The organism is Cupriavidus sp. FW306-1B-F12B (assembly GCF_058781795.1).
Genome location: NZ_JBYSXC010000005.1, coordinates 18,891 through 31,601, shown reverse-complemented (window position 1 = coordinate 31,601; position 12,711 = coordinate 18,891). Strand labels below are relative to the sequence as shown.

The 12,711-nt window shown below is 68.6% G+C and carries 12 protein-coding genes; 4 read left to right on the top strand and 8 right to left on the bottom strand.

What is annotated here, in order from left to right; all coding sequences use genetic code 11:
• The 7 genes from AC3WLE_RS10200 to AC3WLE_RS10170 all read right to left on the bottom strand — a co-directional run bounded on the left by AC3WLE_RS10200 (position 1) and on the right by AC3WLE_RS10170 (position 6,486).
• Positions 1-1,242 carry a CpaE/TadZ family protein gene (locus AC3WLE_RS10200; RefSeq protein ID WP_492357287.1) on the bottom strand — a complete coding sequence of 414 codons (1,242 nt, stop codon included), beginning with the start codon at positions 1,240-1,242 and terminating at the stop codon, positions 1-3.
• 46 nt (positions 1,243-1,288) lie between these two features.
• Positions 1,289-2,701: a type II and III secretion system protein family protein gene (locus tag AC3WLE_RS10195; RefSeq protein ID WP_492357295.1), complete on the bottom strand. Its 1,413-nt coding sequence runs from the start codon at positions 2,699-2,701 to the stop codon at positions 1,289-1,291.
• 19 nt (positions 2,702-2,720) lie between these two features.
• Positions 2,721-3,674 carry a Flp pilus assembly protein CpaB gene (cpaB, locus tag AC3WLE_RS10190; protein WP_492318188.1) on the bottom strand — a complete coding sequence of 318 codons (954 nt, stop codon included), beginning with the start codon at positions 3,672-3,674 and terminating at the stop codon, positions 2,721-2,723.
• A 29-nt stretch (positions 3,675-3,703) separates the two neighbouring features.
• On the bottom strand, positions 3,704-4,180 hold the full coding sequence (locus tag AC3WLE_RS10185; protein WP_492353032.1) for a TadE/TadG family type IV pilus assembly protein: 477 nt from the start codon (positions 4,178-4,180) through the stop codon (positions 3,704-3,706).
• 72 nt (positions 4,181-4,252) lie between these two features.
• The gene (locus AC3WLE_RS10180; protein WP_492357289.1) at positions 4,253-4,729 is read right to left on the bottom strand and encodes an A24 family peptidase; all 477 of its coding nucleotides are present in this window, start codon (positions 4,727-4,729) and stop codon (positions 4,253-4,255) included.
• A gap of 24 nt (positions 4,730-4,753) precedes the next feature.
• On the bottom strand, positions 4,754-4,930 hold the full coding sequence (locus AC3WLE_RS10175) for a Flp family type IVb pilin (RefSeq protein WP_492318190.1): 177 nt from the start codon (positions 4,928-4,930) through the stop codon (positions 4,754-4,756).
• A 368-nt stretch (positions 4,931-5,298) separates the two neighbouring features.
• Positions 5,299-6,486 (bottom strand): collagen-like triple helix repeat-containing protein, encoded by a 1,188-nt coding sequence (locus tag AC3WLE_RS10170; protein ID WP_492318191.1) that lies wholly within the window; start codon positions 6,484-6,486, stop codon positions 5,299-5,301.
• Positions 6,487-7,215: 729 nt separating this feature from the next.
• Here AC3WLE_RS10170 and AC3WLE_RS10165 point away from each other — a divergent pair.
• Together AC3WLE_RS10165 and AC3WLE_RS10160 are read left to right on the top strand one after the other, a co-directional pair.
• Positions 7,216-8,712, top strand: a complete 1,497-nt coding sequence (locus AC3WLE_RS10165) for a collagen-like triple helix repeat-containing protein (protein ID WP_492357290.1) — start codon at positions 7,216-7,218, stop codon at positions 8,710-8,712.
• A 183-nt stretch (positions 8,713-8,895) separates the two neighbouring features.
• Positions 8,896-10,563, top strand: coding sequence for a ShlB/FhaC/HecB family hemolysin secretion/activation protein (locus tag AC3WLE_RS10160; RefSeq protein WP_492357291.1), 1,668 nt, complete (start codon positions 8,896-8,898; stop codon positions 10,561-10,563).
• Between the two features lie 178 nt (positions 10,564-10,741).
• Here the strand turns inward: AC3WLE_RS10160 and AC3WLE_RS10155 are convergent, their stop codons facing one another.
• Positions 10,742-10,948: a dodecin gene (locus tag AC3WLE_RS10155; RefSeq protein ID WP_010809809.1), complete on the bottom strand. Its 207-nt coding sequence runs from the start codon at positions 10,946-10,948 to the stop codon at positions 10,742-10,744.
• Positions 10,949-11,182: 234 nt separating this feature from the next.
• Here AC3WLE_RS10155 and AC3WLE_RS10150 point away from each other — a divergent pair, with 234 nt between their 5' ends.
• Together AC3WLE_RS10150 and AC3WLE_RS10145 are read left to right on the top strand one after the other, a co-directional pair.
• Positions 11,183-11,890, top strand: coding sequence for a phospholipase D family nuclease (locus tag AC3WLE_RS10150; protein ID WP_492357292.1), 708 nt, complete (start codon positions 11,183-11,185; stop codon positions 11,888-11,890).
• A 94-nt stretch (positions 11,891-11,984) separates the two neighbouring features.
• Positions 11,985-12,695, top strand: a complete 711-nt coding sequence (locus tag AC3WLE_RS10145; protein WP_010809807.1) for a dienelactone hydrolase family protein — start codon at positions 11,985-11,987, stop codon at positions 12,693-12,695.
• Positions 12,696-12,711: the final 16 nt, after the last annotated feature.

Sequence of the window (12,711 nt, the reverse complement as noted above, 5' to 3'; positions counted from 1 at the left end):
TCAGGTTCCAGTGCGTGCCACGCGCACCGCGCGCAGCGCCTCAGGCAGTTTGTCCTTCATCCGCGCCAGCAGGCTGGTTTCCCTGGCCTGCGCCGCGCGATAGCCCAGTCGTGCCAGCAGGTCGGCCAGCGCGCGCACATAGGGGTCGTGCGGATCGTCGTCGGCCAGCACCGCGCCGCGGTTCATGGCCAGCACCAGCGGTGCGCGGCTGTCGGGCAGCGTGCCCACCGACTGCACGCCCACGCGGTGCGCGATCTGCGCGGCATCCACGCCCAGGCGCGCATCGAAGCGCGACACCAGCAGGTGCAGGTCGTCGCGCTCCACCTCGCGCGCGCGCAGTTCATGCACCAGCTCCGCCGCCGAGACGATCGCGCCCACGCTCTGGTCGGCCACCAGCACCACGCTGTCGGCGGCCTTGACAATCTGCGCGGTGAACTCGGCATTGCCGAAGCCGCCCAGGTCGATGATCTGCATGTCGAAAAACGCGCGCAGCCGCTCCAGCAGACTGATGGCTTCGGAGTAGGAGATGTCGCGCAGCTCGCCCAGCGCCGCGGGCAGCGGCAGCACGCATAAGCCGTTGCCGTGGCGCGTAAGCGCGGTCTGCACGAAGACCTGGTCGAAGCGGCGCAGGTTGCGCACCGCCTCGACAAAGTGGAAGCCCGGGCTCAGGTTCAGGTACAGCGCGCCGTCGCGCGCCGGCAGGCCCAGGTCCAGCAGCAGCACTTCGGCGCGCGCGTCGGTCTTTTCGTTCAGCGGCAGGTGGCGGCGTGCCGCCGCGGCCAGGTTCACGGCCAGGCTGGTCACGCCCACGCCGGGGCGTGCGCCCAGCAGCGCCACGATCTTGCCCTCGCGCGCCGACTCGGCCGGGCGCACCTGCTCGCCCGGCACGGCCAGGCGCTTGACCACGGCCTCGGCATCGGCAGGCGCGTCGCGCAGGTCGATAAAGTCCTTCACACCCACGCGCAGCGCCGCGAGCATGATGCCGGGCTCGTCGGCGTGGCCCACCGCGACCAGCGGCAGGCCTGGGAAGAGCCGCAGCAGCTGCTCGCCCAGCCGCGCCGACGCGCCGGCCAGCTCCGTCGAGAAATGCAGGAACACCAGCCCCGGGCGCAGCTGGGCCGCGCGCTCGAGAAAGGCTTCCTGGGCGCCGCCTTCTGCCACCAGCGTGCCCAGCCCGCCCAGGACCTTGCCCAGCCAGTCCTTCACTTCGCCCTGTGTTGCATGCAACAGAAAATAGTCCATCTCTCTGCCTCAAGCCGTTGGCCATGCCTGCCGGCACGGCCGGCGGCTATTTTGAGAAACCCGGCAAAGTCGGGTCCGCGTATTCGCCCAGCACATACCAGCCCCATACATTGGGGTTGCCGTTGGTGCGGCCATCGGCACCAACAGCTTGCGCCGCCGGCGCGCCCTTGGCCAGCGGCTTCACCAGGCGCGGCGTGACCACGATCATCAGCTCACGGTCTTCCTGGTGGAAATTCAGGTTCTTGAAGAAGGCGCCGATCACCGGCAGGTCGCCCAGCACCGGGACCTTGTTGACGTTGCTGACGGTGTTGCGGCTGACCAGCCCGCCGATCACGAAGCTCTCGCCGTCACCCAGTTCCACCGTGGTGTCGGCGCGCCGCGTGACGATGGCGGGCACCACCGCGCCATTGATCGAGATGCCGCGCGATGGGTCGAGATCGCTCGCCTCCGGTGCCACCTTCAGCGCGATGCGGTCGGCCGACAGCACCGTGGGCGACACCGTCAGCCCGATGCCGAATGGCTTGAACTGGATCGTAGTGGTGCCCAGCGCCTGCGGCACCGGGATCGGGATCTCGCCGCCGGCCAGGAAGCTGGCGCTCTGGCCGGACAGCGCCACCAGGCTGGGCTCGGCCAGCACGCGCGCCAGGCCGTTGGCCTCCAGCAGGCTGATATTGGCGAAGATGCCGTGGGTCAGCGACGCGGCCACCAGGTTGAAGGCATTGCTCATCGGCGACGCGATGTCGGCACTGAAACTGCCCGGCGCGCCGCCGCTGCCGGGCGTAAAGGTGAACTTGTTCAGCGTCGATGGCGAGAACGTGCCGAAGGCAAAGCCGGAGTTGTTGCGGAAGAAGTTGATGCCGACTTCCTTGAGCACGGTCTTGCTGATCTCCACCACCTTGACGTCGACCTGCACGGTGCCGGAGAGCGGCACGGTCGAGCGGTCCACCACCAGGCCGGGCTTGCCATCGCTCTTGCCGTTGGTGGCCGCGCGCGCCGCTGCCTGCGCGCGCGCCGCGGCATAGGCGTCGGGCGACTGGCCGGTGATGGTGGCAGCGGCCGCGGAATAGCCAAGCTTCGCGCCATCGGCATCGGGCGCGATGGCGTCGACCTGCACGTTGTAGGTCAGCGGCTCGGCGCCGCCGCGCGTCCACACCATCACGTCGGTCACGCCAGGTTGCTTGGCCACCAGCAGCACGCTGGGGGCACCGCGCGTGCGCAGCACCAGCGCGTCGGCCACCGCGGGGTTGCCCACCGCGACGCGCTCCACCGGTTGCGCGCTGCGGATCTCCTTCTGCGCGCCGGCCAGCAGGCGCAACTGGCGCGCGGTCACGACTTCCTGCGCCTGTGCGCGCGGCGCCAGTGCGCACCACCCGGTAGTGGCCAGCATCGCGGCCAGCGCGAGCTGCATCAGCCTGCGGCGCAGGGCCGTCGAATGGGCTGGTTTCTTCTGGATATGCATAAAGTCGGCGCCCACGTTCTTATTCGATCTCGCGCTTGCCCGCGCGGATGACTTCCACGCCTGCGCTTTGTCTTGCCTGGGCTGGCGCGGGCGGCACGGCAACCTGCAACGGCCGCGGCGCCGGCGCTGCCACCGGCGCGCGGGGGGCGGAGGCACCGGCGGGGGCGGCCAGGCCGGACAGCACCACGCCGGCCATGGCCTTGTCGGGGGCGGCGCGCGGCGCGTCGGCGGGAACGCCGGCGCGCGCGGCCAGTGCGGGCGGGGGTTCGGCAAACATGCCGTCGCTGGGCATGGCTTCGTCCTGCGGATTGCGCAGCGCCAGCAGCAGGCGCCCGGACTGCTGCGCCATCGCCAGCCGGCTGACCTGCTCCAGCGGCACCGACAGCACCGCGGTCTTGGCGCCTTCCTGGCGCGCCATCATCTGTTCCGGCTTGGCGTTCTGCGGCCGGTTGACCGAGGCGACGCCGTAGGCCAGCACGCGCAGGCGCGACAGCAGCATGCGCGCCTGGCTTTCCGGGATCTCCTGCTGGTCGCGGCGCAGCACCAGGAAGACATCGACATAGTCGCCCGGCTGCACCTGGTTGCCGACGCCGATGACTTCATCGACCGACACGGCCACCGCGCGTTCGCCCTCCCGTACCTGCGTGGCCAGGCCAGCCAGCAACTGGCTTTCGAGCACCGGCACGTTGGCGCCAAGCGCCACCAGCGGCACCTGCCCCGTCACGCGCGCCACCTCGCTGTAGGCGCCGGTGGGATCGATCGGGAGCATCTCGACCTTGAGCGACTCGGCGGCAAGGGGCTTGCCCGCTTCCACCGCTTGCGTGGTCACCACCACTGCGTGCAGCGGTTTGGCGGATGTCGATGCCGCGGGCGCCTGTGCCGGCTGGCGGCCCACTTGCCACGCCAGTAGCGCAAGCAGCAGCGCCAGGCCAAGCAGCGCCACCGCCAGGAGTCGGATCTGCTTGCTGGTCATGCGGATTTCCTTTGGATGGGCATGGCGGCTCAGATATCAGGAGAAAGCTGGACCATTGCCGAGCCCGACAGCGTTGCGGGGACCGGGACCATCGGCACGGCGGGAAGGATGTTGGTGGTGGGAAGGCTCAGCGTGACCTGCACGCAGACATCGGTGGAGCCGGATGCGCAGGGCACCGCCTGCGCAACGTTGCCGGTGGACAGCAAATTCCTGATGGATGTGGGAAGCGTGCCGCGCGCCATCGCAGCCGCTGCATCGACGCGAGCGCCTTGCGTGGCCGCGAGGCCTGAGCCGGAAACGCCCGCTGGATAGCGCAGCGCAGCGCGCGCGCCCTCTTCGGCGGCCAGCGTCAGCACCTGCTGCAGCGCCAGCATCACGCCGTAGTAGACGATGCCGATCACGATGGCGAGCAGCACCGGCGCCACGATCGCAAACTCGATCGCAGCGCTGCCGGCGCCGTGGCGGCGCCGGTTGATCCCCCTGTTGACCCTTGCGTGCAGCAACATCTGAAACCCCGGTCCCTTGGTGTTCTTTCGCGCCGACCGGCGGCGCAGCCTGCTTGCCACTAGCCTGTCCGGCTAAAGGCCCGCAGCCATCCAGGCCAGCACGCCCACGGCCAGGTACGCGGCATACGGAATGCCGCGCGACCGCGAAAACTGCGCCGTTGGAATAGGTCCGCTTTCCTGGTGATCGATGGCTTGACTTGTAGCCGGCGCGCGACCGCCCCGTGCAAGCGCCAGCAGCGCGTGCACCAGCCCGAGCAGGTTGCCGACGACCCATGCCACTACCAGTCCTTGCGGCCCGGTGAACAACCCCGCCACCGCCAGGAACTTGACGTCACCCGCCGCCATCTGCCCGAGGGCATATACCGGCAGCGTGACCGCAAGGCCCAGCCCGGCGCCGATCAGGCGCGTGGTCTGCGGCAGTTCCATGCCCTGTCCGGCGAGCAGTGACAGCCCGAGGGCCAGCACGGCAGCCGCCAGTAAGGCGTTGGGAACGCGCCGATGGAGGAAGTCTGTGTAGAGGGTCGCCGCGCAGAGGAGCGCGGCAATCACGCCGGTCTTATGGTTTCGGCTTGTTTACTTGAACCATCCCGAAACCGTGACCGAAAGCCGATCGAAGCTGGCGTTAAGCTCCGTGCCGAGTTTGCCAGCGCCGACGGCAATCGCCAGAGCGACAAGCCCGACGATCAGGCCATACTCGATAGCCGTCGCCCCGCGCTCATCGTTAATAAAGCGTGCAATGAGTCGTTTCATGATTTCCACTCCCGAAGTGATCTGATGCCGCGATCACGCTTCCCCCGTTCGATTATCACGGTGCTCTGTGGCCCGCTCTTTTATCGACTTTTCACGCTTGCTGCGCTTTCTTTTTAAGACATGGAATGTCTCAACCATACCCCTCCTACGGGTGATAGCAATGACCCAAAGGGGTTAAGACGCGCGTTTGAAACGACCCGGCACGCCCGGGTCACAGGTTGTTAAAGAGCAGGCAGACCGGCCGGGAACCGGCCTGCAACTTGGCATTGCGGTCATAGGCCGCAATGCCAGCCAAAATAAAAAGATGCGCTGCGACGGGGTGATGAGCGACAGCGCACCGTGAAAACACCTAGCCGGGATGAGACATTTCAGTGCAGCAGGCCTCCCACCAGCGGCAGTTGCAACGTCTTGTGGTCACCGCTGCCACCCTGGCTATCGTGTGCGCCTTGCTTCAGCCCGCCGACCAGCCCGGTCACCGGCGCCAGCAGCGAGGTCACGGGACCAAGCGCGCCGCCCGCGGAACCGCCCTCACCGCCGCCACCGACCTTGGCCAGCGGCAGGTTGTTCAACACGCCGCCGAGCAGGTTGCCGCCATGGCCGCCATCGCCACCGTACCCGCCGCCCGCGCCTGCCAGCGGCAGGTTGCTCAGCAGGCCACCAAGCGGGTTGCCGCCGCCCTGACCATTGCCGTTGAGGATCGCGCCAGCGGCCGCTACCGTCTTGCCGGCCTCAGTCACCACGCCACCCAGCGGCGAGACCACCGGTGCGTGGGTGTTGCTGATCATGCTGCCGCCGGCCGCCACCGTATTGCCGACCTTGTAGAGCAGGCCGTTGCCCGGCTCGCCCAGGTGCGTGGCTGCGCCCAGTGTCTGCGTGCCGTCGGTGACCTTGCTGGTCAGCGGCACGATGACCTTGCTGACCGTATTCGTGACCTGCGCGACCGGGCCTTCGGACAGCACGCTGTGCAGCTTGCCGCTGCTGTCGTGCACCGCGATGCCCACGTGCCTGACCAGGCCACCCACCGGGGTGGTCACCGGAGCCAGCGGCGCCAGCTTCTCGGTGCCCAGGCCGTACACCAGGTCGCCGCCGCTGATCAGCGCCTCGCCCACGTCGTGGACCACGTTGCTGGTGCTGGCCACAGTCACGCCAACCGGGTTGTCGACCGAACCCATCTGCCCCAGCCCGTCGCGCACGCCGGCACCGAGCGAGCCAATGGCGCTACCGGCCTTGATCACCACGCCGCCGGCGCCTTCGCGCGCCTGAGTGGGCAGCAACGGCAGCGGCGCTTCCTGGATGCTCTTGCCGATGTCACTGATGGCATTGCCCGTGGCCACCACGGTATTGCCCGCGCCTTCGGTCACCTTGGCGGTGGGCGTGGTCTCGCCCGATGCGGACGGTCCCGGCGTGACCGGCGTGTCGATGTTGCTGTTGGGCCGCGGATTGGCGCCGCTGCCGCCACCGCTCGACGAACAGCCTGCCATCAGCAAGGCAAGGGCGGCCACGCCTGCCGCGGCCAGTGAGGTCATGCCATGCTGCGACGGATGCTTGATATTCATTGTCCTTCTCCTGTCTTGTTGGCCACGGTGTTGCCGGCCGTCTTGTCTTATGTACGCCGCATGGGATTGCCGACGAGCCTCCCCGGTGTCCCGCTTTGTTCCTCTGGCGGACCGCTCCGAACCGGAACCGCAAGACAGTGGAACGCGAGATCGTCGGCGCGTCTGGACAACCAATGGCAAGGCGCGTGCCAGCGGCGCCAGCGGTGCCGGCACGGAATCGGCCACGGCGCTGCGAGCCTTGCCTGGCGCGGATTAGCGGGTGACGCGGGGTAGCAATCGGGCGGGCACAAACGTCGTTGCGGCGCGGGCCTGATGTGTTACGTGCTACGTAACGTGTTCCGGGATACGGGAACACTGCGGCGCGGATGACCGTGACGGGAGGCGTCGGCAGCGCGTGGCACGCCGCGCTTTCCTGGCTGGTTCGCCGTCGCCGCGAGCCCGCCGTTCCGGCTGTCTTGTTCCCTGCAGACGACACACGTTACGTAACGCGTAACGCGCGGCCGCCCTGACACCCCATCCCCGGCAGCGCCGCAAGCGGTTCCCACGGCTCCCCTGGAAGCCGTACCCGGCAAGGCTTTGCGGGCACCACACCCGACTTCCGCGGGGTCCGTTCCAGGACGCGCCGCAGCGCTGGCATACCGATTGCGCCATATCCGTCACCGCCGCACGCAGAATGCGAACGCGTTGCGCGGCCGAGCGATTTAAACGACGGGAATGAGGGAACAGAACATGCGCAAACAACAACTCGCCGTAACGGCACTCCTCGCAACCTTGCTGGCCCTGGGTGGCTGCGCCAGCGGCAGCGGATCGACCTCCATGGGCACCAGCGACACGGCGGGCACCAATGGCGGCACCAAGACCACGGGTACCGATGGCACCGGCGGCATGGGTGGCTCCGGCGGCAGCACCGACGTCGCCGGCGGCGGTACCGGTGGCACGGGCGGCGGCACGGGTGGTACCGGTGGAACGGGTGGCAACGGCGGCAACACTGGCGGCGGCGAAACGCCTGCCGCACTGACCCCGACCGCCACCGTCATCAACAATGCCGGCACGGTGCTGGGCAATACGGGCAGCACCGTCACCGACCTCGGCAACCAGCTCGGCAGCGCCAACCTGCCGCTGGTGCCGACGCAGACGCAAAGCGGCCTCGGCGGCGTGGTGGCCTCCACCGGCGATGCCGTGGGCGCGCTGGCCACGGGCCTGCAAGCGGGCCTGGGCAGCATCCCCAATTCGACCAATCCGGTTGGCACCACGGTCGCCAGCACCGGCAATGTGGTCACCGAACTCGGCAAGGCAGTGTCCAGCGCCGGCACCGCTGTCAGCGGCCTGGGCACCGGCCAGCTCGCGCCGCTGGCGCCACTGACCTCGCCGCTGGGCACGGTGGTGGACAAGCTGGGCGACACGGTAAGCAACGCCGGCGGCACGCTGACCACGGTCCTGTCGACCGGCGCAGTCGAGCAGGTGACCATTACCACCAGCAAGCTGATCGTGCCGATCACCTCGCAGCTGACCGGCGCCACGCAGACGCTGGGCGCGGCCACGGGCCTGGGCGCCCCGGCCAACAACCTGCTCGCAACCGTGGGCGGTGCGCTGGCCACGGCGGGCACCAAGCTGCAACAGACCAACACGCCGGTAGTCTCGGGCGTCGGCGGCGTGGTGAGCGCCACCGGCACGACCGTGGCTTCGCTGGGCGGCGCAGTGAACGGGCCCGCCAGCGGCGGCGGCCTGGGCGCGCTGAGCCCGGTCCTGGCACCGGTGACTGCGCTGGCCGGGGGGCTGACTGGCGGTGCAGGCGCTGGCGGTACGGGTTCGCCGCTGGCGCCTGTCACCAGCCTGGTGAGCAGCATCACCGGCGGCCTTGGCGGTGCCACCGGCGGCGGCACCGGTTCGCCGCTGGCACCGGTCACCAGCCTGGTCAGCACCGCCACCGGCGGCCTTGGCAGTGCCACCGGCGGCAGCACGGGTTCGCCGCTGGCACCGGTCACCACCGCGGTCAGCGGCGTGGTGAATGGCGTGGTGGGCGGCGTCACCGGCGCCGCGGCGGGCACCGGCACCACCAGCCCGCTGGCTCCCGTCACCAATGTTGTCGCCGCCGTGACCGGTGGCGCCACCTCCACCGCGGGCAGCACCACCAGCAAGGGTTCGACCACCGGCGCCACCGGCCCGATCGGCGGCCTGGTTGGCGGCCTGCTGGGCGGCCTGACCGGTGCGCTCGGCCAGAAGTAATCCTGCCTCAGCCGCTGCCCTGGCGATCGCCTGATCGCGGGCAGCGGAGCACACCAGATTCAACGTAGCGGCCACGCGCTGAGCCGGCAGCATCGGACAGCAGGCGCCCGGGGGTAGCGGCAATCCCCGCGCCAGTGGCACGCGACGTCAATAGCCGCAGTATTTCCTTACAGGGGTTTTGCCATGCGTGCACGTCATCGCGTTGCCGCGCTGCTGGTCGGCGTCGGCGCGTTCCATCACGGCCTGGTCCAGGCCGATCCGCGCAGCCCGGTCCAGGGCGACCCAACCCAGACGCTCCCGAAGATTGCTCCGGCCCGGCCGGACAGCAGCGTGACCGTGCAGGTCGAACGGCCGCAGGCGGCCATGCAGGACCTGCTCAATACACGCCTGACACCACGGCGCTTTCGCATCGAGGGCGCGAAGACGCTGCCGTTCGAGGAAGTGGCCGCGCAGTTCAAGCCGCTGGCCAACCGCGAGATCACGGTGGCGCAGCTGCTGGAAGCGGCCAACACGGTGACGCAGATGTACAAGGAGCGCGGCTATCCGCTCTCGTTTGCCTTTGTGCCGGCGCAGGATTTTGCCAACGGCGATGTGCTGATCACCGTGGTCGAAGGCTATGTGGCCAAGGTGACGGTCACTGGCAAGGCGGGCCCGGCAGAGGGCCGGCTGCGCGCCATTGCCGAGAAGCTGCAGCAGGACCGCCCGCTGCGCCAGGACCGATTCGAACACTACGTCAATGCACTGGCCCTGCAGCCCGGGCTGCAGGTGGCGGCCACGGTGCAGCCGCCGACCACCACCGACGGCGCCTGCGAGATGGTGCTCGACGTCAAGCGCAAGCCGTTCACCTTCGGCACCGGCATTGAATACATGTCGCCAGGCCTGCGCGCCATTGCCACCGCGACCACCAACAGCCTGACGCCGCTGGGCGAGCAGATTTCGGTCTCGGCACTGTTCCCCAAGGGCCGCGACAACGAGGAGTACTACGCCGCCAGCTACGCGCAGCCGCTCGGCACCGAGGGCATGATCGCGCGGCTCAATGCCTCGCACTACCGAGGCGTGCCGCAGAACGCCACGCTGGAGGCGATCGGGTTCAACCCGCGCTACGTCAACGACACCAAGCGCATCGGCGGCTCAGTCAGCTATCCGCTGCTGCTGTCCAACGCGCATACGCTCACGCTGACCGGCGGCTTCTACGGCGCCGACCAGTTCGAGCGGTACACCCACACCGCCACCGGCACGCGCGTGACGCTGGGCACCAACGTGCGCGTGGGCACCGCGGAGCTGACCTACGTTCAGCGCGGCGAAGGCGTGAGCCGCAACGCCACGCTCGGCCTGTACAAGGGTTTCGATGCGCTGGGCGCGAGCCGCCAGAACAACACCAACGACCTGAGCTTCTTCCGCACGCGGCTGCTGCTGTCGCAGTCGAAAGACCTGCCGGCGGGCTTCGGCCTCACCGTGGCCGCGGCGGGCCAGTACAGCGGCGACCGCCTGGCCTCGGGCGAGCAGATCAGCTTCGGCGGACGCTTCTTCGGGCTGGGCTATCCCGCCGGCGAAGTGGCGGGCGACAAGGGCTGGGGGGCCTCGGCGGAAATCAGCCGCCTGTTCCTGCCCGACATGAACTACCTGCGCACCATCCAGCCCTATGTGTCGGCCGACGTGGCGCGCGTGTTCTCCAACAGCGTGTCGCTGTCGCACCGCAGCCTATCATCGGTAGCCATTGGCGCGCGCTTCTCGGACCGGCGCTACTACACGCTGGATATTTCGGTGGCACAACCGGTGGGTGACAAGCCGACCAATGCAAGCCGTCGGTCGCCGCGGATCAACATGACTTATTCGTACCAGTTCGACTGAGCTGGTCGCGTTTGGGCTGACGACACCAGGTTTCCCTGCACCCGGCCGACGGCAGTCTCGCGTCGGCCGATTTTTTTTATCCCGAAGGCTGCGTCCGGAGCGAGCACGCGCACCAACCCGCACAGGCAGCGCAGCCCGTGCCGGCACGCAATACCGCCGCGCAAGCGCGGCGCCGCACTCAGCTCACGCGAAAACCGATCTTCAGCGTGACCTGGTAGTGCGCGATCTTGCCGTTCGTGATGTGGCCGCGCGTTTCCACCACTTCGAACCAGTCGATGTTCTTGATGGTTTCACCGGCCTTGGCAATGGCGCTCTGGATGGCCTGGTCGCAGCCATCGGGTGAAGATCCGACGATCTCGACCAGCTTGTAGGTATGGTTGCTCATATCCCTCTCCTTGGCGGGCGGACCCGCGGGGGTTCCATCCATCATAGGCGCGGGTGCGGATAGTCCCAAGGGCAGCGGCGGTGCACCGATGCTGCAGCGCATAGCCGGCCGCAGATCCTGTTACACAATCACGCTTTGCCAGTGGCGTATGCGGCTGCTACGCTGCGAACCCGCCCCGACGGCATGCGGCGCGCGGCGCGCGCATGCCGTCATTCACCGACGCAAAGATCCGCCGTGACTTACAGATTCATTCGCCGGGCCGTGCTGGGCCTGGGCCTGGCCGCCGCCGTGTCGGCCTTCACCTCGTTCAGTCCCTTCGCGCTGCTGGCGCATGCCCGCTCGGCTTCCACCTTCGACCAGGTGACCGACACCATCGCCAACAGCATCAGCGAGACCTTCAACGAGGCCGTCGCCAACCACTTTCCCACGCGCACCGGCAAGCCGGCCCAGCCGCCGGATGCGAAGCCGGTGCCGGCCAAGCCGTTTGCCGATGGCAGCAGCTACACGCTGTGCTTCGTGCCCGATGGCGCGAGTTGCCAGGCGCTGCTGATCAATGCCATCCGCAGCACGCGCCAGCGCCTGCTGATCCAGGCCTATTCGTTCACCAGCGCACCGATTGCCGAGGCCGTGGCGCAGGCGCACCGGCGCGGCGTGGACGTGCGCGTGATCCTGGACAAGAGCCAGCAGTCCGAGCGCTATACCAGTGCCACCTACCTCAAGCATGCCGGCGTGCCGGTGGTGATCGACAACAAGCCCGCGATTGCGCACAACAAGGTGATGGTGTTCGACGACCAGGCAGTCTTCACCGGATCGTTCAACTTCACCAAGTCGGCGCAGGAGCGCAACGCCGAGAACGGCATGCTGATCCGCGGCGACGCCGCCGTGGTCAGGGCCTACACCGACAACTGGAACAAGCGCTACCAGCAGTCGCGCGCGTACTGACGGCAGCAGCAGGGCGCCCTGCCCTGCACGAAGCGGCGCGCAGTGGCAAACTTGCAGCTTTCCTGTTCAGAGCCCTTCCGGAGAGCCTTTCCCCATGACAGCCATCCCCGACAGCCAGTGGATCCGCGTTGACACCGCAGCGGGCAGCTTCGATGCCTACCTGAGCCTGCCGCCGGCAGGCGTGCAGCCCGGCGCGCCGGGCATTGTGCTGCTGCAGGAGATCTTCGGCGTCAACGAGCATATCCGCGCCGTGGCGGACCAGTACGCCGCCGACGGCTATGCGGTGCTGGCGCCCGACGTGTTCTGGCGCCAGGCGCCACGCGTGCAACTGGGCTACGAAGGCGACGACATGGCGCGCGGCATGGCGCTGCGCAAGGCGGTGGATGTCACGGCCGCGCTGGACGATATTGCCGCCACGGTGCAGGTGCTGCGCCAGCACACCGGCGCCGGCAAGGTGGCGGCGGTGGGCTATTGCTTCGGCGGCCTGCTGTCGTACCTGAGCGCGGCGCGCGGGCTGGTGGATGCGGCCGTGCCCTACTACGGCGGGGGCATCCAGAACCAGCTGCAAGAGGCGGCGAACATCCGTGTGCCGGTGCAGTTCCACTACGGCGCGCTCGACGCGCACATCCCGCCAGAGGCCGTGCAAGGCGTGCGCGACGCCATGGCCGGCAAACCCGGCAGCGAGATCTACGTCTACCAGGGCGCGGACCACGGCTTCAACTGCTGGGCGCGCGGCTCCTACCACCAGCCCAGCGCCGCGCTGGCGCACGGGCGCGCGCTGGTGTTCCTGTCGGAAGCGCTGTAGTCCACCCAGACGCGCT